The sequence below is a fragment of the Thermosynechococcus sp. GLH187 genome (assembly GCF_031583395.1).
Lineage (GTDB): Bacteria > Cyanobacteriota > Cyanobacteriia > Thermosynechococcales > Thermosynechococcaceae > Thermosynechococcus.
In genome coordinates this window covers 1,024,326-1,045,664 of sequence record NZ_CP134175.1, presented here as the reverse complement: position 1 = coordinate 1,045,664, position 21,339 = coordinate 1,024,326, and the positions used below count along the sequence as shown (strand labels likewise).

Sequence of the window (21,339 nt, the reverse complement as noted above, 5' to 3'; positions counted from 1 at the left end):
ACTGCTTAGACGAGGAACACCCTATGGAGCTAATGATTGAAGACCTAATGGAGCAAGTGGTGGCCAATGGTGGCTCCGATTTGCATATCTCCGCTGGCTTACCCCCCTACATTCGCATTAGCGGCAAATTAACCCCGACCGACTACGAACCCCTCACCCCAGAGCAATGCCAGCGCCTGATTTTCAGCATGCTCAACAATACCCAACGCAAGCACCTAGAGCAAAACTGGGAGTTGGACTGCTCCTATGGTGTACGTGGCCTCGCCCGGTTCCGCGTCAATGTGTATAAAGACCGGGGAACCTATGCTGCTTGCTTGCGAGCACTCAGTTCCAAAATTCCCACGTTTGAGCAGTTGGGATTGCCCAATGTTGTCCGCGAAATGAGTGAGCGGCCACGGGGCTTGATTCTGGTGACTGGGCCGACAGGATCAGGGAAAACCACAACCTTGGCGGCGATGATTGACTTGATCAACAAAACCCGCGCTGAGCATATCCTGACGATTGAAGACCCCATTGAGTTTGTCTATGAACCCATCAAGAGCCTGATCCACCAACGGCAGGTGGGGGAAGATACCAAGAGCTTTGCCAATGCTCTGCGGGCAGCGCTGCGGGAAGACCCCGATATTATCCTTGTGGGTGAGATGCGGGACTTGGAAACAATTCAGCTTGCCATCTCAGCGGCAGAAACCGGTCACTTGGTCTTTGGTACCTTGCACACCAGTTCAGCTGCCCAAACCGTTGACCGTATGGTGGATGTGTTCCCGCCAGAGCAGCAGCAGCAAATTCGCGTCCAGTTGTCCAACTCGTTAGTGGCGGTCTTTAGCCAAACGCTGGTTCCTAAGAAAAATCCCAAGCCCGGTGAATTTGGGCGGATTATGGCACAAGAGATCATGGTGGTGACCCCTGCTATCTCCAACCTGATTCGCGAAGGCAAAACCTCGCAGATTTATTCGGCAATTCAAACGGGCGGCAAGCTGGGGATGCAGACCCTTGAAAAAGTCTTGGCCGATTATTATCGTGCGGGCATCATCACCTATGAAGCAGCAATGGCCAAGTCCTCGCGTCAGGACGAGTTGCAACGTCTGATTGGTACGGGTACACCTGCGGCAGCAGCACGCTAGTTAGCAATTATTGATAAAAAGAAGGGGTATTGAGTCATGGCAACCTATGAAGTGCGGATCCGGGATGCCCAAGGCAAATACAAGACCGTCCGCGAGCGAGCTTCGACACCAAGGGAAGCACGCATGGCTTTGCAATTGCAAGGGGTACAGGTTCTAGAGGTCAAGGAGGCCAAAAAACTCACCCTCAAGTCAGACCTCGACCTCACTTTCCTCTCCAAAATTACGGTGAAAGATCGAGCGATCTTTGCGCGGCAGTTTGCGGCACTGGTGAATGCAGGTGTGGCCTTGGTGCGTGGGATTGGTGTTTTGGCAGATCAATGCACCAACCCGAAATTAAAAAAAATCCTCATGGCCGTCAACAATGACATTCAACAGGGGAGCAGCCTTGCTGATGCCATGCGTCCCCATCCTGAGGCCTTTGATAACCTGTTTGTGGCTATGATCCAAGCGGGGGAAACGGGGGGGGTGCTCGATGAGGTGCTCAACCGTCTCTCGAAGTTACTGGAGGATCAAGCCCGCCTCAATAACCAAATCAAGTCCGCCCTGACCTATCCCGTGGTGGTGGGCCTGCTGGCGGTGGGCATCTTCTTGGGGATGGTGATTTTCCTGATCCCTGTGTTTGAGGGTATTTTCAAACAGTTGGGGGGGGAATTGCCGCCCTTTACCGCCATGATGGTGGCGCTTAGTGAATTCCTGCGCACGCCGCAGTATATGGCATTGTTGATTATCTGTGTGGTGGGCTTGGTATTGGGGATTCGCTTTTATTACAAGACTCCGGCTGGCCGGCTGATGATTGATGGCTTGCTGTTGAAGCTACCCCTCTTTGGTGATTTGGTGGAAAAAACAGCGGTGGCACGGTTCTGCCGCACATTTGGTTCGCTGTCCCGTTCAGGGGTACCGATTTTGCGTTCCCTTGAAATTGTCAGTGCCACAGCGGGGAACCAAGTGATCTCCAATGCCATTGACCGAGCGGCACAGGAAGTGCAGAAGGGAGGAATGCTCAGCCTTGCCCTGCAACAGGAACGGGTCTTTCCAGTGCTGGCGACCCAGATGATTAACGTGGGCGAAGAGACAGGGGAACTGGATAAGATGCTGATGAAGGTGGCCGACTTCTATGAAGATGAAGTGGAACAGGCGGTGAAGTCCCTAACAAGTGTGATGGAACCCTTGATGATTGCGGTGCTAGGGGGTATGGTAGGGTCAATTCTGGTGGCGATGTACCTGCCCATGTTCAAGATCTTCGATCTGGTCAAGTAAGCCTTGCCATGGCACATCTGTCCCCGTCGCGAACCCACTACGACATTCTCGAGGTGGCACCCACGGCCTCGTTGGCGGAGATTCGCCGTGCCTATCGAGAAAAGAGTAAGCTCTACCATCCTGATACGACGACGTTGCCGGTGGCGATCGCCCGCGAGGAATTTCATCGCCTCAATGAGGCCTACGCAGTGCTGACCAATCCAGAGCAGCGGCAGTGGTATGACTTGCAATTACGCCTGCGAGCACAGTCAAAACAGTCAAGCACGATGGGGATAGGTGCCTCTTCTCGCTCTCAGGGGTCTGTTCGCTCTACTGCTGTGCCACCCGACGATCGCCCCCTCTCGCCGGGGGAGCTATTTGCTCTGTTTATCTTGGGGGTCACGTTTGTCGGCTGTCTGGTTCTGGCGGTAATTGTCGGTTTGTCCCAACAGGGGCAAGAATGGATCTTGCAAATTGTCAGTCGCATCTCAGAACTTGGATGAACACTCTGCCTAATCCCCAAACACCCCTCTACAACCATGCCCTGCCGCAAATTGAAGCATGGCTACAGCAAAAGGGCTGTGTGCGGGACGAAACGGATATCCACTGTTGGGAGTTAGAGTATCCCCAGTGGTCAGCTCGGATTTGCTTGGATATTGAGGAGCTACAGGTGGTCTATCACGATCGCCTTGAGGGCAGTGTGATTCAGCGCTCTTTTAAGTACTCCTGCCCCCGTGCCGAGGTGGAGGAAGCCATTTTTGCGGGGCCTTAAATGCCCACGGCCATCATAATCGGCATTGCAGGGGCTGCTTCTTGGGTGGCTTGATTCTTGATCCGCTTCAGGCCAAAAATCCAGAGGATTTGATCTTCGATGGCTGCTGCTTGCTCTTTTGCCCCTGCTTTCAACAGCAGTTGATGGGTCATCATCAGCTTCTCAATTTCAGCCACTTGGGTGCAGACTTCTTCCTCATCTAAATAAAGGCTCTCGAGCACCGCATTCAAGTCTGCTTCGGGATCAGCAACTAAGCAAGCCCCTTCCACCACCACGGATTTGAGCTGCCCTTGGTATTGCCGCAACAGACGGCGAATTGTGTAGGCAGTAACGGGCAATAATTTTGTCATGTTGTGTTCCCCCAATTACTTATGTCAGCATCTATTAATTTCCCGCTGTCCACTTCCACCCATGGGCAAATTTTGTGGGGGATCAACAGGGGATATAGCTGCTCGTTAAGGATTGATTTACTGTACGTTATTATTCTATGAACTTCGCAACTTGGGGATCATGCGTAATTCCACGTAAAAGCGCTTTTAGATGTGATTTAGATCACGGAAACCATGACGTTATCGGCACTTGGGAATATTGTAAATTTACGTTAAGAAATTATAAGTATTAAGAAATATAAATCTACCAAAATTCGCCGCAGTGCTCCGTCTATACCGCAAAGCAGTTAGGTAGTGGTGAGGCGGCGGGCGACCGGAGGGAGCAGTCACTCAATCTCAGATTGTTGCTGGATATATTGAGCTAGCACCGAAAATCGGGCGCGACTAATATAGCTATTTCGAAAGGGAGTGAGATATTTTCAAGAGGGATAGGCTATACTCAAAGCGTCATGAATGTTACTCAAGAATATGAGCTATAGCTTGGACTGACGAGAGCGGGTTGTCTCCTATATCAAGCAAGGTGGCAAAATCAGTGAAGCAACTCAAATCTTTCAGGTGAGCCGCGCCACTATCCATCGCTGGCTGAAGCGAGACGACTTAGCGCCCACGGTTGTCCCCCGTCGTCCTTGGAAGCTGGATTGGGCGGCCTTAGCAGCGGATGTTGCTACTCATTCCGATGACCGTTTAATCGACCGTGCCCAGCGATTTGGCGTTCAAGTTTCCACCATTAGTTATGCCCTCGCCCAGATGGGCATCACCCGAAAAAAAACAGATGCGTTACCAAGAACGGTGTGAAGAAGAGCGGCAAGCGTATCAACAGCAGCTCGACACATGGGTAGAGAGCCATGGGGAGGAAACGGTAGTCTATGAGACGGGGTTTGACTCTCGAGTAGAGTGTGAGTATGGGTGGTCAGCGCAAGGCCAACGAATTGATGGAGAGCGAGCGGGGAAGCGTCAGAAAAGAGAGAGTTGAGTCGCAGGACGGTATAGATACCAGAAAGACACCGATTCATCCAAAAGGGGCGATTCAGGCAGTGGTGAAAGCGGCGGGTCACGAGGTGTTATTTTTACCGAAATACTCTCCTGATTTGAATGTGATTGAGCACGACTTTAGTGCGCTGAAGCGAGCGCGGATGTATGCAGGGTCAAACAGTTCGATTGATGAGGTGATTCGCAAGTATTGTGCTGGATGATATCTCATTCCTTATTGGAATAGCTATACAACTTCAGTTGAATTTCATCAAAACCACCATTCAGTGACCTTCATAAACGCTCAGAACGCCGACTGTCCGAGTGGGGATACTGCAACAGACGAATGCCAGAGCAGCAGAAAGCGTGAAGCCAACGGTAGAAGCACTCGGAGACTGGGGATTTTGCTGATTCCACGCGGCGGGCAGCCGTCTACGAGCAGAGTTAGAGACCCTATTAGGTGAGGGATTTGCAGGGGTACTCGTCTCGGATGACTTCAGCGTGTATAACGGTGATGAGGTGAAAGGGCAACAGAAATGTCTGGCGCATCTGAGGCGAACTTCAAAAAGGTGGGCAAGCTCAAACAGGGGCATCGAATGGGCATTCGGCTTTATGGGTGAAGTGCAAGCAGCGATTGAGTAGTGGCTGCCGCAAGTTGGGCATGAGGCGGGTTTATTGTTGCGCTCTCTACTCCTGCTGTCGCAACCACGTCCACCAGCGATTCAGGGGGGCATAGAGCAAGGGTGCCCAAAGACTACTCATAATGGCTGAACTAAGCGCGACTTGCCGATGGTGCTGCCAAATCTCCTCGAGGGGAAAGCCACTACCAAGGCTCATTTGGATTGCGATGACCGTTTGCTGAAGAATGGCCATTGCAAAGGTAATCAAAGCAACCGAAATAAAATCCTCAGAAACAAAGCGCTGCTTTTGCATCAGGGCGGTCAGCCCCCCCACCAAAGCTAAGCTGACTGCGTGGCTAGGATGAGCACTGACTAAACCATCTTGAATCCAACCGAGGGCAATACCCGCCAGTACCCCTTGTCCCCACGATCGCTTGACACTCCACACCACCACCCAGATTAAAAACCAGTCGGGCACCAATAGATGCAGGTTGGGTAAGTGAATAAAGCTCAGCAGGGCACAGAGTCCCACAGAGCTAATAATAATCAACCAGTTGAGGCTAGTTCGGCGTAAACGTGTCTGTCGGTTCAGCATAGGGAATGACGGTGACCCACTCAAGGCGATCAATCGGTGCGCCCAGAATAACAGTGGCATGGGGGCGGGTGGGATCGCTCAGTTCTACCGATTGCACCTCACCAATGGGAATGCCCGCTGGATAGAGACTACTCAAGGCTGAGGTATAGAGGACATCCTTGGGCTGTACCTTCGGGTCTTTCTCTAAAAACTCGACAATCACCTGCTGGTTGAGTTGTCCCCGCAGAATCCCCATCTGCCGCGTCCGACCCACCACAACCCCCACTCGACTGGCGGGATCCGTGAGCAACATCACCCGACTGGTATTGGGGGTAATGCTGGTAATGCGCCCGACAAGGCCCCCGTTGCCCACCACGACTGAACCGATGGTGAGACCCTGACGACTGCCTTCCCCCAAGAGGAGCGATCGCCACCACTGATCGGAACTGCGACCAATCACCGGCACAACGCGGCCATTGAAATTGGGCAGCATCGGTGCATTCAGCATTCGCCGCAACCGTTGGTTTTCTGCTTGGACGGCGGCCAGTTGCTGCTCCAGTTGCCATGTGCGGGCTTGAATCAAGGCTTGCTGATCGTCCACTGCGCCTTGAAAGGGCAAACTAAGAAGGCGGTACAGTTCACGAATTGCTGCCCCATTGGTCTCACGCAAAATCCAAGCACTTGTGAGTACCAAAGCAACAAGGACTAAGCCACCGGCATATCGTCCCCACCAGCGCAGCAGAAAAGCCATAGCTGCTGATCCTTAACCCATCACTGCCGGTTGTGTGGAAAAGACACGAGCAAGGTCTTTGAAGTTTTCCAGTACCCGACCGGTACCCATGACCACACACCGCAGGGGATCCGCTGCTACATGAACGACAATGCCCGTTTCATGGCTAATCAGAGTATCGAGACCCCGTAGCAGAGCACCGCCGCCAGCCAGCATAATCCCGCGATCCACAATGTCTGCGGCTAGTTCTGGGGGCGTCCGCTCAAGGGTACGCTTGATGGCTTCAATAATTGCCGAGAGGGGCTCGGCCATGCTTTCGCGAATTTCTTCTGCTTTGACCGTAACTGTGCGTGGTAGGCCAGAGAGTTGGTGCAGTCCGCGCACTTCCATGGCTTCGGAGTCATAGCTGTCATTGGGGTAGGCAGAGCCAATGCGAATCTTGATCTCCTCAGCCGTGCGTTCACCAATAATCAGGTTGTGTACTTTTTTCAAATACTGGACGATCGCCTCAGAAATTTCATCGCCAGCAACGCGGACGGATTCACTCAAAACGGTGCCCTGCAAACTGAGAACCGCCACTTCAGTCGTGCCACCACCAATGTCCACAATCATGTTGCCCGTCGGTTCTTCCACGGGTAAACCCGCACCAAAGGCGGCGGCGACGGGTTCATCAATCAAATACACTTCCCGCGCCCCAGCACCCCGCGCAGCATCCTCAATGGCACGGCGTTCGACACCGGTCACGCCACTAGGAATCCCAATCACCACACGGGGGGCAAACAAATTCTTACCGCCGTGCACTTGGCGCATAAAGTGCTTCAGCATGAGTTCCGCACGCTCAAAATCGGCAATGACGCCATCCCGCAGGGGACGTACGGCCACCACATTGCCCGGTGTCCGTCCCAGCATTCGCTTTGCTTCAACGCCAACGGCAAGGGGTTGTTTGGTATTTTGGTCAATAGCAACAACAGAGGGTTCCTCTAAAACCACCCCCCGCCCAGACACATAAACCAGGGTGTTGGCTGTGCCCAAGTCAATGCCGATGTCTCGTGATAGCCGACTAAATACTCCCACGATGGTGTACCCCTTCTTTGAATCCTGTTGGTTGTAACAGTGCTGTTACCAAAAAACGTGATGGCAAGATTGTATTACGTTTTGTTTGGAAAATCTCGGTGGGTTCTCCCTCGGTCGAGATTGTTTGATAAAGGGATAACTCCTCATTATCTTGGCTCATGATTTCTTGACTCATGACCCACCGCAGGCTATTGATTGACAGCATCCTCTTCGTCAGGGTCACTCAAGGCCATGCCATTGGCTTCGCGCCGCAGGGTTTGCCGCTGCTGCTGCGTGACTTCGATACCGACGGCGATCGCTTCCTTGAGCCGTTCTAAGGTGGCTTGCCAGCGTTCTTGGGTGGTTTCTGAGAGGCGATCGCGATGTTGCTCAAAACTCGCAGTAATGTCTTCGAGCAGTTCGGGCAGGGCATCAGCGGATTTGCGCAGGAGTTGTCGGGTTTCCTTGCCAGAGCGGGGAGCCATCAACAGCCCCACGACTGTCCCGATCGCGCTCCCTAGGAGCAGTCCCCCCCAAAAAGCACCACCGCCACCCTGTTGCTGACTCATCGCTTTCTCCTTTGCAGGCGGATACCATGTCGCCCTATCCAGCTTATCAAGGTTAAAAACAGACGAACATTGCGCTGTTGCCGCCGCCATTTGGGCAATTGCGATCGCAAGCCTGCTACCCCCCGCTGGCCAATGATAATCACCTCAGGGGCACCGCCTAAGACCCCGTGGGTACTCCGCTCCGCATCTAGGAGCGCACGGGACACCCCCCGCAGAATCTGGCGCAGCTTGACCAACTGCCATGCCAACCACAGGGCAATTAGCGCAATCAGGCAATTGCAGCCAATCACAATCCAGACCATTCGTGGCATAGGGGGCATCGAAGTTTACGATTGTTGGTTTATCTTTTCATAGATTGCCATAGTGGAGGGCGATGTGCGGGTGAGGTCGTTAATTCGATTTCCTTCAGCGCGATCGCCCCTCGCTAGCACCCAGTTGCCACTGCTGCATCCAAGACCGCCACATACTTAATAAGAATAGGGTTGTACTCCCTAGTTTACTGTGGAGATTGGAGAGCGGGGTTGCTGGCTGGAATTGCAAATTATGGTTAAATCACTCCCAAAACGAAAGCAGCGGCGAGGCATACGGCCTTGGCTGGTGTCGCTGTTGTTGGCGGCACTGATGGTTGGCGGTGGGCTGTTCAGTTGGTACCATTGGCGATCGCCTTCGCCCCTTTACACGCTGACTGTTGAAGCGCCGCCCCAAAGTCCGCAAGAGTTAAAGCAATGGGCAGAGTCTGCGGATCCCCTCAAGCGCGATCGCGCCCGCTATCTTTTGGCCGTAGAAAGCCTGAGTCAACAGCAACCCCAAGCTGCACTTCAGTGGCTCCAAGATCTTGAGCAGACTTACCGTCCCATGGCCGCACCCATTCTCCTGCTGCGGGCGGAGGCCTATCGGCAACAGGGAGATAACCGCAAGGCAAAGGAAACGTGGGAACAGTTGCTGCGGGACTATGGCAGTGAACCTGAAGCGGCAGTGGCACTCCTGAGCCTCAATCAACCGCAAAAGGCGATCGCCCGCTTTCCACAGCATCCTGCCGTCGTCAACTATGTGGCGCAACAGTTACAGAAAAATCCCGATCAAGTGCCCTACCTGAAGCTGGTGGCACGCCACGGCCTCTTTCTTGAGGAATACGGCACCTACCTTGAAATTTTGCGGCAGCGCTACGCCGATCAACTGACGCCCGCCGATTGGGAAGCGATCGCCTTTGGCTATTGGGAGAAAATGCAGTATGCTCCGGCAGCAGCGGCCTATGCCAAGGCACCACCAACCCCCTTGAATCTCTATCGGGTGGGCCGGGGACGTCAATTGAGTGAGGACACCTCTGGGGCGATCGCCGCCTATCAAGCCCTGATCAACCGCTTTCCCCAAAGTTCCGAAGCAGCCCTTGCCCAACTGCGCCTTGCCCGTTTAGCCAAAACACCGGCGGAGCGTCTCCCTTTGCTGGCCAAGTGTCTTCAGTTAGCGAGGCAAAATCAAGCACCCGCGATCGCTGCCGATGCCCTTCTGGCACAGTACCAAGCTCATCAGGAACTAGGCAACACCAAGGGGGCACAACAAAGCCAACAACAACTCTTCAAGACCTATCCCCAAAGCAGCGCCGCAGCGGAACTGCGCTGGCAACTGGCCCAAGGGGCTGCCCAAAAACGGCAGTGGTCTCAGGCACAACAGTGGGTTAGCGAAATTCTCAAATTGAACCCTGAGAGTGAGCTGGCACCGCGAGCCGCCTTTTGGCAAGGAAAATGGCAAGGGGAAGCAGGACAACCCCAAGGGCAACGCCAAACTTGGCAACTGGTCATAGAGCGCTATCCCCACACCTACTATGCTTGGCGAGCCGCCAGTCTGCTCAAGAAACCCGTGGGCACCTTTACAACCCTGCGACAACAGCGACCCTCAGTGGCGAGCGATCGCAAGCCCCTCCTTCCCTTGGCCACGGGGAGTGCCACCCTACGCGAACTGTACCTGCTGCGGCAGTCTCAGGAGGCTTGGCAGCGCTGGCAGTGGGAATTCCACAATCGGGTGACACCGACAGCGGCAGAACAACTCACTGATGGCCTGATTCGCCTTGGCGTTGGGGAATACCTCGATGGCATCTTTATGCTGCAAAACTTGTTTACGCGCTCAGCCAGTGAACCGGAGGTGGCAACGTTCTTTGCGCCCATTCGCCGCGATGTCCGCTTCTGGTATGCCCTTTACCCCCTGCCCTACTGGGAATTAGTGGAAAAGTGGTCCCTAGCTCGCAACTTAAATCCTCTATTGGTGATGGCCTTGATTCGCCAAGAATCTCGCTTTGAAAAGCAGATCCGCTCAGTGGTGGGGGCAACGGGGTTGATGCAGTTGATGCCAGAGACGGCTGCTTGGATTGCCGAAAAGTTGAACCTAGAGAGCTATTCCCTTGTGGATCCAGAGGACAATATCCGCTTGGGCACATGGTACGTTGACTACACCCACAATCAGTACAATCAAAACACGCTCTTAGCCTTGGCCAGTTACAATGCCGGGCCGGGAAATGTCAATCAGTGGTTGCAGCGTTTTGATATGACCGATAGCGATCGCTTTGTGGAATCGATTCCCTTTTCTGAGACCTATGGCTATGTCAAGAATGTCTTGGAGAACTACTGGAACTACTGGCAACTGTATGCCCAGCCCTAGGAAAAATCGTCTATTCTCATAAAAAGGCACGGGACTGCGTCATGGATCAAGATATTCCTGTTGCGGAGCGGCTACAACCAATCACTCAGGGCACAGTAGAACCTCGGCGAGGGGGGTGGGCGATCGCCAGCACCCTTGTCCTTGTGGGGCTAATGGGCGTGGGAGCCGTGTGGTTCCTCAATCGTCCCACGGAATCGCCAACGGCTACGGAAACGGAGCCAACGCTAACGCCAACAGAAAATCTGCTGGGACATCTGCCCTATGAAGAGGCGCCCCTCTCAGAACTTGAAGCGGTGAGTGCCGATGGCCAAATTAAATTACGGCGAGCCGCAGCAGAACGGTTCCGGGCGATGGTCGCCGCCGCGCAGCAGGAGGGGGTGGTGTTGATGCCCCTCTCTGGATTTCGCTCCAAACAGGATCAGGACTATCTTTTTTTTGAGGTCAAGGAGCAACGGGCACAACGGGCAAGTGAGCGGGCATTGGTGAGTGCGCCCCCCGGCTATAGCGAACACCATACGGGCTATGCCATTGATATTGGCGATGGCAGTCGGCCAGACACCCATCTCAAGGAGACTTTTGAGGACACCCCCGCCTTTCGCTGGCTGGAAAAAAATGCAGCGCGTTTTAGTTTTGAACTGTCCTTTCCCCGTCATAACCCGCAGGGGGTGAGTTATGAGCCTTGGCACTGGCGATTCGTTGGCGATCGCCACAGTTTGCAAACCTTCTACAGAGCACGACAACTCACACTGAGGGATCAGCCATGAGGGGATTTGCCCATCGCGCGGTTTTAGTGACAGGCGGCACAGGCGGACTCGGTCAAGGGGTAGTGCCGGTTCTCCTCAGTCAAGGCTATACGCTGACGGTGCCCTACATTGATGCGGCTGCCCGAGACGCCCTCGAAAAGCAATTGGCGGCAGCGGAGTTGGCCAACGTGCGGTTTGTGGCAGCGGATTTGAACAATGAAAGTGAAGTGGCCGCTCTCGTGGAGCGCATGCCGCAATTGGATGCCGTGGTTCACCTTGTCGGTGGCTTTAGCATGGGCGCAACGGCACAATTTGCCCTCAGTGATTGGCAGCAGAGTTTTCGCCTCAATGTCGAGACCACCTTCTTGGTTTGTAAGCACGCCCTCAAACGTATGCAGACTCAGCAATATGGGCGCATTGTCACCATTGGCTCACGGGGTGCAGTTGAACCAGCGGCTGAACTGGCTGCCTATTGTGCTGCTAAAGCCGCAGTCGTGGCCTTCACGCGGGCGATCGCTGCCGAAACCAAAGGCAAAAACATTACCGCCAATGTCATCCTTCCCAGCATTATCGATACCCCTGCCAATCGGGCAGCGATGGGCGAAGCGCAAGCGGTCAATTGGGTGAGTCCTCGGGCGATCGGTGACCTGATTGCCTATCTCATTTCCGAGGGAGCGGCTGCGATCAGTGGTGCCGTGATTCCCATCTATGGCAATGCCTAGAGCGAGTTGCCATGTTCTTTATCATTTTGCTCATTCTTCTTTGTACGGTCACCCATCTCTTTACGGAGGTGCTAGTTTTAACTCCCCTAGAGGTGTTGCGCTCCATTCATATTCCTGCAATTGTCCTTTGGGGCGGCCTGATCCTACTCTTGGCATGGATCATGGGCGATTAGCGCCCGACACCTGAACGACCGTTTGGCTAAATTCGGCAATTTGGGCAGCCGCCACTTCTAAACAGGGGCGATCGCGCACGAGGGCAAAGCGCACATACCCCTCTCCCCCTTGACCAAAGCCAGAGCCTGGAGCGGCGGCAATCCCTGTTGCCTTAACAAGGGCTTGGCAAAATCCCAGGGAATCCCGCTGCCAAGGGTCAGGGAGTTTTGCCCACACGTACATTGTCGCTGGCGGGAGGGGCACCGGCCAGCCATGGTCGCAAAGCGCTTGGACAAAGGTATCACGCCGCTGGCGAAAGATCTGCCGCGTTTGCTGGACACAGGTTTGATCTCCCGTGAGGGCGGCAATCGCACCCCGCAGGATGCCAGCGTATTGGTTAAAATCAATCACCGATTTAATTTGGCGCAGGGCAGCAATAATGTCGGCACGGCCAATGGCAAAGCCAATGCGAAACCCACCCATGTTGTAGGACTTAGACAGGCTATAGAATTCAATGCCCACTTGGCGATCGCGATCCACTTCAAAGATCGAGGGTGCCCGCTCCGCATCAAAGACGAGATCAATGTAGGGAAAATCATGCACCAGTAAAATCCCGTGGCGATCGCAAAACTCAACTGCTGTCTTGAAAAAGTCCAAGGGCGCAACCGCCGTGGTGGGATTGTGGGGATAGCTGAGAATGAGAAGTTTGGCCTGCTCTCGCACCGGCAACGGAATGGCCTCTAAATCCGGCAAAAAGTGATTTTCTGCCCGCAAGCGCAAGGGATACAGTTGTCCCCCCGCAAGATACACCCCCCCCGCATGGGAGGGATACCCCGGATCAAGCACTAGCGCATACTCTTGGGGATTCATCACTGCAAGGGGCAAGTGCGCCGTCCCCTCCTGTGAACCAATCAGCGTCAGCACTTCCCGCTCGGGATCTACCCTGAGGCCAAAGCGGCGTTCAAACCAAGTGGCCACTGCCTGTCGAAAGGCCGCTGTACTGGCAAAGAGTTGATAGCCGTAGGTACTGGCATCACGCACCGAGGCTTCAATGGCTGCAAGAATATGATCCGCTACCGGTAGATCTGCAGACCCCAAGGAGAGATCAACAATTGGCTGTCCCGTGGCCGCCACCGCCGCCTTAGCCCGATCCATGGCGTCAAAGACATTGCCTTGGAAATACCGCAGGCGATCGGCCAGCTTCATGCTGCCACCTCCACCTCACTGGAGAGCAAGGCCTCGACAAATTCAAAACTGGAAAAGGGGCGCAGATCCTTAATGCCCTCGCCCGCACCAATGAAGCGAATCGGTAGTCCCAATTCCTGCACTACCGCCAAGGCCACTCCTCCTTTGGCCGTCCCGTCCAGCTTGGTTAAGATCACGCCAGTGAGTTGCGCCGCTTCTGCAAACACCTGTGCTTGGCGCAAGCCATTTTGGCCGAGGGTGGCATCGAGAACCAGTAGCGATTCAATTTGAGCATCACCCGCTTTTTTATCAATGATGCGACGGATTTTCTTGAGTTCCTCCATCAGGTTGGCCTTGTTTTGCAAGCGGCCAGCGGTATCCACTAGCAGCAATTCTGTGCCTCGGGCTTGGGCAGCGCCAATGGCATCAAAGACCACAGCAGCAGGATCGGTATTTTTGCCGGGGTTGGCAATCACCTCGACATCGGAGCGCTGTCCCCAAATTTTCACCTGCTCCGTGGCAGCTGCCCGAAAGGTATCTGCCGCTGCAATCAGACAGCGATAGCCTGACTGGGTGGCAATGTGGGCCAGTTTACCAATGGTGGTGGTTTTACCAACGCCGTTGACACCGGCAATCAACCAGATATTCAGCGTGCCTTTTTTCGGAGCAAAGTCGCGGCGGTAGCCGGCTTCAAAGGGGCGATCGAGAATGTCCCGCAGAATTTCCTTCAGGTAGGCGATCGCCTGATCGGCAGGGAGTGTTTCTTGGCGAATTTTTGTTTGCAGCGCCGCAATAATCTGATCCGTGGCCTTGACCCCCACATCCGACTGCAACAGCAGCATCTCAATTTCTTCGACGGCATCCCGACTTAAGGGGCCTTGGCCGACGATCGCCCGCAGTTGATGTACTAGGCCACGACGGGTTTTGCCCAGACCTTGGCGCAGACGTTGCAACCAAGTAATTTCCTCAATATCCACCTCCTCTGGGCGCCGGCCTTGGGCGGCAAGCACCTCCGCCGACCACAAAAAGCCCTCATCAAGGACAAGGGAGGAGTCTAGTTCTACCGACTCAGCTTCCACAACGGGCTGGACAGGGGCAGGTTCAGCAACAGCGGTCTCTTCAGACTCGATAGAGACGGGAACGGGGGCATCATCGGCAGGCGGTGTTTCTTGAGTTTCTTCAGCGGTTTCAATGGTTTCAATCGTCGCGGCACTCTCCGATTGCTGTCGCGCTTGAATCGACTGGAGTGCCGTTTTTGCCCAGTTGAGGATGCCGGGGGAAGCAGTGGATTCAGTTGTAGATTGCGGGGATTCTGCGGATGGCGCTGCCGTTGGGGTTTCTGCAGGGGGCGATGGCTCCTCACCACTGCCACCAAACTTGCGTCGAAACCAATTAAAAACCATGGCCTATCCTCTGTGCGACTGAACTTGCCTATTTCCCAGAATAGCCTTGATTTTCGTGTAAAAAGGCTTGCAGGCGATCGCCCACCGTGCGACTCAAAGCTGGATGACACACCACTAGGGGCGGCCAATGCTGCACATCGGCGCGATTGTAGCGGGGCAACTCACCATTGGCATAGGTAAAGGCTCCCCCCGCCTCCTGCATGATCAAATCCGGTGCCGCTAAATCCCAGTCCTTCGGGGCACTGCGCCCTGTGAGATTGACGTACAGATCTGCATCCCCTTGGCAAATACTCGCCGTTTTACAGCCCATACTCCCCATCGGAATTTGCTGTACGCGTCCTAGGGTTCTTAAAAAGGCCTGTAGGCGCTCTCCGCCGTGGCTCCGACTCATCACCACCCGCAACGACTGCCCCTCAGTGGGGGGTTGTACCCGCAGTCGCGTCGCACCTTGGCGCGTCTCTCGATAGGCACCTGCGCCGGCAATGGCAGTGTAGATCACCTCCTGCTCTGGCCAGACGACAGCGGCTAAACAAGGGCGGTGTTCATGGACAAGGGCAACGTGAATCGCATACTCCCCCGTTTGCTGCAAAAAGTCGTAGGTGCCATCGAGGGGGTCAATGATCCACTGGTAGGGCTGGGGCAAGGGCTGCCCTGGGGTGTAGGTCTCTTCGGTTAAATAACCAAACTGCGTCGGCGGAAAATGAGCTTGGAGGGCGTGGCGCAAAAAGCAATCAACCGTTTCATCGGCAAGGGTGACGGGATCACCGCCTTTGTCCTGCACCGTTAGATCCTGCACCTGACGGTAAAACTGGCGCAGTTGCTCAAGGGCTTGCCAAAGAAGCGGGCGCAGGGTGGCAAGGGTATTCTCAAGATCAAGGGCGGGGGACATCTAGGCTGCCTCAAGGGAAAGACCACGGGGAATCGCGGCAATTAGCGTGCGAGTATAGTCGTGCTGTGGCTGTTGGTAAACGGTTTCCGCGTCACCCATTTCCACAATTTCGCCATTGTACATAACCATGAGGCGATCGCTCATGAATTTCACCACACTGAGATCGTGGGAAATGAAGAGGTAGGTCAGTTGAAACTCCCGCTGGAGTTCTTTGAGCAAATTCAGGACTTGCGCCTGCACCGACACATCCAAGGCCGACACTGACTCATCACAAACGACAAACTCAGGATTCAAGGCCAAGGCACGGGCAATACAAATTCGCTGCCGCTGCCCCCCGGAAAATTCATGGGGATAGCGATTCTGGGCTTGGGGGTCAATGCCCACCCGTTCAAGGAGATAGGCCACCCGCTCTTGGTGTTGCCGTCGCGACTGATGACGGCGGTGAATCCGCAGGGGTTCTGCCACCAACTCGCCAATGGTCATGCGGGGATCTAGGGAACTATAGGGGTCTTGGAAAATGAGTTGCATCCGTTGCCGCAGGGGACGCAATTGGCGAGGCGATAAATGGCTGATGTCGCGATCGCCAAAGATAATTTTTCCCTGTGCGGGTTCTAGGAGGCGCAAGAGGGTCCGTCCCAGTGTTGTTTTGCCACAGCCCGATTCCCCCACCAAGCCAAGGGTCTCCCCGGCGCGAATCGTAAACGAGACATCCCTGACGGCAGTGACAAAGCGCTGCTTGCCCGCCACGGGATACTTGACCCAGAGATGTTCAACCCGCACCAAGGGGGGTTGGCTCGCCAAATGCGCCAAGCGTTCCTGCTGCTGCGCTGCGGAAATCACTTCTAATCGCGGGGGCGTGGCCGCTAGAAAATCCGCCACTGTTGGCAGAATCGCCAGACGCTGATCCAAGCGGGGACGACAAGCCAGTAGCCCCTTGGTATACGGATGTTGGGGGTGACGAAAGACCTGCTGAACTGTCCCCGATTCAACAATTTGCCCTTGGTACATGACAACGACCTGATCCGCCAATTCCGCAATCAGATTCAAATCATGGCTGACAAAAATCAATGAGAGAGGGTACTGCTGCTGCAACTCCCGCAACAGCCGTAGGATCGCCGCTTGGACAGTGACATCGAGGGCAGTGGTGGGTTCATCGGCAATTAAAAGCGCTGGCGAAGCGGCCATGGCCATGGCAATCATGACCCGCTGAATCTGTCCCCCAGAGAGTTGGTGCGGATAGCGACGGAGAAACCGCTTTTTCTCCTCCAGGGGGGCTGCCGCTTTGAGAAGATGCACCTGCTCAAGGAGAGCGATCGCCCGCTGTTGACATTGCCCTTGGGGCAGTCGTTGCTGCGGATCAATGGCCTCTGCCAGTTGAAAGCCAATGGAATAGACCGGATTGAGAGAACTCATCGGTTCTTGGAAGACCATACTGATTTGGCGACCCCGAATCTGTTGCATTTGGCGGGGGGTGCAGCGCAGCAAGTCAATGGCCTCCCCCTCTGGCTCTGGCTGAAACCACGCTTCGCCGTGGCTGATCTGTCCCGGCGGCAGGAGTAACTGCAAAAGTGCCAAACAGGTCACCGACTTCCCTGACCCCGACTCACCGACAATGCCAAGGGTCTGACCCCGCTCCAAGCGAAAGGAAATGCCATCCACTGCCCGTAGGGTTTGATCGGCTTGGCGAAAGTCAACGGTAAGTGCTTCCACACGCAAAAGGGGTGATGACATCACAGGGCAAACCAACTCGGAATAATCCTAGAATAGAGGCGATTCTGACACTTAGGCATGGAGTTGATCTTTTTTGGGGTTGGCCTGCTGTTGGGGCTAATGGTCTGGTTCTGGCAGTGGCAGCAAGTGCGACACGCTTTGGAGACGCTCCTTGAGCAGTACGCGGCTCGCCCCTTCAAATCCTCACCGTGGCAACGCTTGCGAACCCTACTCAGCCAACAGCTTCAGGAACAGGAACGCTGCCGTCAGAAAATGCTGCGCTGTCAAACGCTCCTTGAATATGCCCCCATTGCCTATTTGGAGGTGGATGAGGCCAATTGCGTGGTCTGCTGTAACGAAGCGGCGCGATCGCTCCTTGGTTTGGTGCATCCCGAAGGCCGCCTTGTTTTGGAACTGGTGCGCTCCTATGAATTGGACTGTCTCATCCAAGAGGTGCGCCAAGAGGAAACGATGCGGGAGCAGGAATGGCTCTATGCCTACCTCACACCGACGGGGCAAACCAAGCGCAAACCCCTGCGGGCACGGGGACTCTGCCTTGGCGAGGGGCATGTGGGTGTATTTATTGAGGACTGCGAAGAGGTGGTGCGGCTGCGGGATGAGCGCGATCGCTGGGCAGCGGATGTCGCCCATGAACTGAAAACCCCCTTGACCTCCCTGCGCTTGGTGACTGAAACCCTACAACAACGGGTGCCGGAGTCCTTACGGGATTGGGTCGATCGCCTCCTTGAGGAAATTATTCGCCTCAGCCTCCTTGTTCAAGAACTCCTAGAGTTAAACCGCCTGAGTCACACTCCCGCCGATAGCCTTGAGCGGCATCCCCTTGACCTTGTCCAACTCATTGATACTGCGTGGCAATCCCTCGCCCCCCTCGCTGCGGCTAAAAACATTCACCACGAGTACACAGGCCCAGAGCAATTTTCCTACTGCGGCAATGAATCGCAACTGTTTCGGCTCCTGGTCAATCTTTATGACAACGCCATTAAATACGGCCCTGTGGGTGGTCAAGTGCTGACGCGGCTGCTGAGCGATCGCGAGGGGGGCTATCTGTGTCTCGAAGTCATTGATACGGGCAGTGGCTTTCCCCCCAAGGACTTACCCTATGTGTTTGAACGCTTTTATCGGGCACAGGCACGGCGGCATCGCTTTGTGATTCCTACGGATAGTGAAGGGCGGATGCCCCCCGTCGGTAGTGGTAGTGGCCTAGGATTAGCCATTGCTCGCCAAATTGTTGAATGCCATGGCGGCTATATGCAGGCGGCGAATCATCCCGACTATGGCGGCGCATGGTTGCGTATTTATCTGCCTCTGACTTCGCTATAGTTCCTTGGCGACCCAGCGATCGCGCCCAAGGGTCTTCGCCTCGTAGAGACACTGATCCGCCAGATGCAACAACATGGCTGGCTCATGCTCTGGAGTGGGCAGCGTCGTTGCAATCCCAAAGCTGGCCGTCAATTGCGGGCCGACTGTACTTTTTGCGTGGGTGATATTTGCCTCCGCTAGTGCCTGCTGGAGCTTTTCGACAATATGGATAGCCCCTGCTTGATCCGTACTGGGCAGCAGCAGGGCAAACTCTTCCCCACCAAAGCGCGTGGCCAAATCCCCCGCCCGCTGTAGATGACTCTCTAAAATTTGCGCCACCTGTTTGAGGATTTGATCCCCCTGCAAGTGGCCATAGTGATCGTTATAGGCCTTAAAACAGTCAATATCCAGCATCACCAAGCTCAGGGGCTGCTGCTCCCGCTGACAGCGTCGCCATTCCTTTGCAAACAGTTCATCAAAGCAGCGGCGATTGCCAATATCCGTCAGACTGTCAATGTACACCATCTGCTGCAGATTGGCATTGGCGGCTTCCAACGCGGCATACATCTCCGCCTGCTGCAGTGCTACTGTTAGGGGTTCAGCAATCCGTTGCAGTAGGAACAGCTCCTCCCGCTGCCAGAGGCGAGGGCCACGACACTGGTGGGCAATCAGCAGTCCCCAGAGGTCTTGCCCCTGAAGTAGTGGCACCACGAGATTGGCCTGAACTTGCAGGCTGAGTAGTAGCTCGCGGTAGCAATCCTGTAATTGCGCTTGATTGACATCGCTAATGGTCACAGTGCGTCCTTCTAGAAACCGCTGCGCTGTCTCTTTACTAAAACAGGGATCGTGAATCACTTGACCTAGGATTGAATACTGCGGCGAGGTGGTGGCTTCCACTTCCACAACGCCACTGCCATCGGCTAAAAAGCGGTAAATCAGCACGCGATCGCTCAGAAGCAGTTGTTGAATACTGGTGACTGCCCGCTGCAAAATGTCCTCTAAGCGAATGGACTGGCGAATGTCCTGAATGATTGTGCTGACAATCATTTCCCGCTCTAGGGCAGTTTTTAGCCGCTCTTCTGTGCGCTGTTGCTCCGACACATCTAACAGCACCCCATGGAGCATGTGACTCTGGGGATCTAGCTGCCCGCGATCGCTCAACCAGCGGAAACAACCATCGCGGTGTTGAATGCGATAGGTGGTACTGTAGGCACGCTGCTGCCGAATCGCCTGTTCAATATCCCGTTCCGCCAAGGCCAAATCCGGCGCTGGGATAATCTGGCGCAGATCCGGTAAATCTTGGGGAAAGTAACCCGTGAGGTGATAAATCTGATCGCTAACATAGCTAAACCGCCACAGGCGATCGCGATCGCGCCGATAGATCGCAACGGGCAAATGACTAATCAGAGTGTTATAGCGCTGTTCGCTCTCCGTAATCGCCACCGTAATCGCCTGTTGCCGTGACAGTTGCCAGCGCAGTTCCGCCGTGGCCTTATTGAGCTCTTGGGTTAGCACCTGAATCACCCCTTGAGCTTCCGTAATGTCAATGGCCGCCAAAAGATTACTTTGGGTCACAATCCCCACCATTTGACCATCATCGTCCACAACCACCACCCGCCGCACTTGGTGCTCCTTGAGGAAATGATTCACCTGCCACAAACTTTGATTGGGCTTCACGGTCAGCACGGGCTGAGACATAATACTGCCAACGGTTCCTGTGAGCACTCCCCCTTGGCCCTGCAGTGCCTCAAAAATATCCTTTTCCGTAATAATGCCGCGCGGCAGCACACCCGAGGCGGATGCCTCAGGAACCACTAAACTGGTGACCCCCCGTTCGGTCATCAGGACAGCGGCCTCCTGTAGCGAAGCTTCCGCTGCAATGGTGGCCACATCGGGTACCATCACCTCCGCCACCCGTTTAATTCGCAGGAGATCCACAGGGCGCAGGCTCTCCCGAAAGGCTTGGCGGGTCAGCAGTCCTTCAACCCGTCCCGATTCATTGACCACGGCAAGGGCATCCACGCCCAAGTAGCGAAAACGCCCTAAAATCGCCAGTGGATCATCGAGATCACTGAGGCGCAGGCAATAATCCGATGGCAGCATGATCTGGGCAGCCGTGATCGCCTGTGGCGAGTAACCCTTACCAAGGGCACGGATCACTTCCCGTTGGGTGATCAAGCCCCGAAACTGTCCCTGCTCTTCGACGACTAAACCCAATCCTTGGTTGCTTTGTAATCCTTGGAGAATCTCATTGAAGGAACCCCTTGGAGCGATCGTCACTAACTGAGCCTGTACCAAGGCTTGCAAATTTAAGCCTGAATTCAATTGCTCCATAGTGCCCCTCTTTCGCCAAGATATACTGTTAAAATAATGTCTAAAGTTGTGTCTATCGTTTTTAATCGTTCTGGTAAATAAAAACAAGACTTACAAAAGTTTGTATCACTAATTGTGATCCTTTTTACCCCGGATTAATTATTCTAATTCTATCTTGATAGTTCGTGGCAACATCAGGGATGTTGACAGGGCTGA

Annotated in this window: 20 protein-coding genes and 2 pseudogenes; 11 read left to right on the top strand and 11 right to left on the bottom strand. The window is 54.5% G+C overall.

Translation table 11 applies throughout. From position 1 onward, the window contains the following. Positions 1 to 23 precede the first annotated feature (23 nt). The 4 genes from RHI63_RS04905 to RHI63_RS04890 are packed head-to-tail and all read left to right on the top strand — an operon-like array spanning position 24 to position 3,129. Positions 24 to 1,121, top strand: a complete 1,098-nt coding sequence (locus tag RHI63_RS04905; protein ID WP_206201317.1) for a type IV pilus twitching motility protein PilT — start codon at positions 24 to 26, stop codon at positions 1,119 to 1,121. Between the two features lie 36 nt (positions 1,122 to 1,157). Next, entirely contained in the window at positions 1,158 to 2,378 is a 1,221-nt protein-coding gene (locus RHI63_RS04900; protein ID WP_206201316.1) for a type II secretion system F family protein, read from the top strand. Between the two features lie 8 nt (positions 2,379 to 2,386). Further along, positions 2,387 to 2,860, top strand: coding sequence for a J domain-containing protein (locus tag RHI63_RS04895; protein WP_310801582.1), 474 nt, complete (start codon positions 2,387 to 2,389; stop codon positions 2,858 to 2,860). Beyond that, positions 2,857 to 3,129, top strand: a complete 273-nt coding sequence (locus RHI63_RS04890; protein WP_149817855.1) for a DUF3143 domain-containing protein — start codon at positions 2,857 to 2,859, stop codon at positions 3,127 to 3,129. The genes RHI63_RS04895 and RHI63_RS04890 overlap by 4 nt, the downstream gene beginning before the upstream one ends. Here RHI63_RS04890 and RHI63_RS04885 read toward each other — a convergent pair. Then, a complete protein-coding gene (locus tag RHI63_RS04885; RefSeq protein WP_206201314.1) occupies positions 3,126 to 3,479 on the bottom strand; it encodes a hypothetical protein in 354 nt (117 codons plus the stop codon). The two genes, RHI63_RS04890 and RHI63_RS04885, sit on opposite strands and share 4 nt — an antisense overlap. A gap of 549 nt (positions 3,480 to 4,028) precedes the next feature. On the opposite strand from RHI63_RS04885, the pseudogene RHI63_RS04880 reads away from it, so the two are divergent. Next, positions 4,029 to 4,711: pseudogene (locus tag RHI63_RS04880) on the top strand (IS630 transposase-related protein). Positions 4,712 to 4,958: 247 nt separating this feature from the next. Further along, a pseudogene (locus RHI63_RS13155) lies at positions 4,959 to 5,129 on the top strand (hypothetical protein); the annotation flags it as partial. Between the two features lie 45 nt (positions 5,130 to 5,174). Here RHI63_RS13155 and mreD read toward each other — a convergent pair. From mreD to RHI63_RS04855, 5 genes are all read right to left on the bottom strand, one after another. Beyond that, positions 5,175 to 5,702, bottom strand: a complete 528-nt coding sequence (gene mreD / locus RHI63_RS04875) for a rod shape-determining protein MreD (RefSeq protein ID WP_206201313.1) — start codon at positions 5,700 to 5,702, stop codon at positions 5,175 to 5,177. Further along, on the bottom strand, positions 5,668 to 6,432 hold the full coding sequence (mreC, locus tag RHI63_RS04870) for a rod shape-determining protein MreC (RefSeq protein WP_206201312.1): 765 nt from the start codon (positions 6,430 to 6,432) through the stop codon (positions 5,668 to 5,670). The genes mreD and mreC overlap by 35 nt, the downstream gene beginning before the upstream one ends. Positions 6,433 to 6,444: 12 nt before the next feature. Further along, a complete protein-coding gene (locus RHI63_RS04865; protein WP_206201311.1) occupies positions 6,445 to 7,485 on the bottom strand; it encodes a rod shape-determining protein in 1,041 nt (346 codons plus the stop codon). Between the two features lie 188 nt (positions 7,486 to 7,673). Beyond that, positions 7,674 to 8,033: a YtxH domain-containing protein gene (locus tag RHI63_RS04860; RefSeq protein ID WP_206201310.1), complete on the bottom strand. Its 360-nt coding sequence runs from the start codon at positions 8,031 to 8,033 to the stop codon at positions 7,674 to 7,676. Beyond that, on the bottom strand, positions 8,030 to 8,344 hold the full coding sequence (locus RHI63_RS04855; protein WP_206201309.1) for a hypothetical protein: 315 nt from the start codon (positions 8,342 to 8,344) through the stop codon (positions 8,030 to 8,032). The genes RHI63_RS04860 and RHI63_RS04855 overlap by 4 nt, the downstream gene beginning before the upstream one ends. A gap of 232 nt (positions 8,345 to 8,576) precedes the next feature. Here RHI63_RS04855 and RHI63_RS04850 point away from each other — a divergent pair, with 232 nt between their 5' ends. Genes RHI63_RS04850 through RHI63_RS04835 form a run of 4 tightly spaced genes read left to right on the top strand, consistent with a single transcriptional unit; the run spans position 8,577 to position 12,323 of the window. Next, positions 8,577 to 10,685, top strand: a complete 2,109-nt coding sequence (locus tag RHI63_RS04850; RefSeq protein ID WP_310743468.1) for a transglycosylase SLT domain-containing protein — start codon at positions 8,577 to 8,579, stop codon at positions 10,683 to 10,685. 41 nt (positions 10,686 to 10,726) lie between these two features. Then, positions 10,727 to 11,449 carry a M15 family metallopeptidase gene (locus RHI63_RS04845; RefSeq protein ID WP_206201307.1) on the top strand — a complete coding sequence of 241 codons (723 nt, stop codon included), beginning with the start codon at positions 10,727 to 10,729 and terminating at the stop codon, positions 11,447 to 11,449. Continuing rightward, entirely contained in the window at positions 11,446 to 12,150 is a 705-nt protein-coding gene (gene fabG / locus RHI63_RS04840; protein ID WP_206201306.1) for a 3-oxoacyl-ACP reductase FabG, read from the top strand. The genes RHI63_RS04845 and fabG overlap by 4 nt, the downstream gene beginning before the upstream one ends. An 11-nt stretch (positions 12,151 to 12,161) precedes the next feature. Then, on the top strand, positions 12,162 to 12,323 hold the full coding sequence (locus RHI63_RS04835) for a hypothetical protein (protein ID WP_190278145.1): 162 nt from the start codon (positions 12,162 to 12,164) through the stop codon (positions 12,321 to 12,323). Here the strand turns inward: RHI63_RS04835 and RHI63_RS04830 are convergent. From RHI63_RS04830 to RHI63_RS04815, 4 genes are read right to left on the bottom strand one after another with little or no spacing between them, the layout of a single operon-like run. Next, positions 12,310 to 13,509: an LL-diaminopimelate aminotransferase gene (locus RHI63_RS04830; protein WP_206201305.1), complete on the bottom strand. Its 1,200-nt coding sequence runs from the start codon at positions 13,507 to 13,509 to the stop codon at positions 12,310 to 12,312. The two genes, RHI63_RS04835 and RHI63_RS04830, sit on opposite strands and share 14 nt — an antisense overlap. Then, positions 13,506 to 14,891, bottom strand: coding sequence for a signal recognition particle-docking protein FtsY (gene ftsY, locus RHI63_RS04825; RefSeq protein ID WP_310743467.1), 1,386 nt, complete (start codon positions 14,889 to 14,891; stop codon positions 13,506 to 13,508). Before ftsY ends, RHI63_RS04830 begins: the two co-directional genes overlap by 4 nt. A 28-nt stretch (positions 14,892 to 14,919) precedes the next feature. Next, positions 14,920 to 15,780, bottom strand: coding sequence for a 3'(2'),5'-bisphosphate nucleotidase CysQ (locus RHI63_RS04820; protein ID WP_206201303.1), 861 nt, complete (start codon positions 15,778 to 15,780; stop codon positions 14,920 to 14,922). Continuing rightward, positions 15,781 to 17,511 carry an ABC transporter ATP-binding protein gene (locus RHI63_RS04815; RefSeq protein ID WP_206201302.1) on the bottom strand — a complete coding sequence of 577 codons (1,731 nt, stop codon included), beginning with the start codon at positions 17,509 to 17,511 and terminating at the stop codon, positions 15,781 to 15,783. It lies immediately after the preceding gene. A 57-nt stretch (positions 17,512 to 17,568) separates the two neighbouring features. Here RHI63_RS04815 and RHI63_RS04810 point away from each other — a divergent pair, with 57 nt between their 5' ends. Continuing rightward, the gene (locus RHI63_RS04810) at positions 17,569 to 18,831 is read left to right on the top strand and encodes a PAS domain-containing sensor histidine kinase (protein ID WP_206201301.1); all 1,263 of its coding nucleotides are present in this window, start codon (positions 17,569 to 17,571) and stop codon (positions 18,829 to 18,831) included. Here the strand turns inward: RHI63_RS04810 and RHI63_RS04805 are convergent. After that, positions 18,826 to 21,144: a diguanylate cyclase domain-containing protein gene (locus RHI63_RS04805; protein WP_310821948.1), complete on the bottom strand. Its 2,319-nt coding sequence runs from the start codon at positions 21,142 to 21,144 to the stop codon at positions 18,826 to 18,828. The two genes, RHI63_RS04810 and RHI63_RS04805, sit on opposite strands and share 6 nt — an antisense overlap. Positions 21,145 to 21,339: the final 195 nt, after the last annotated feature.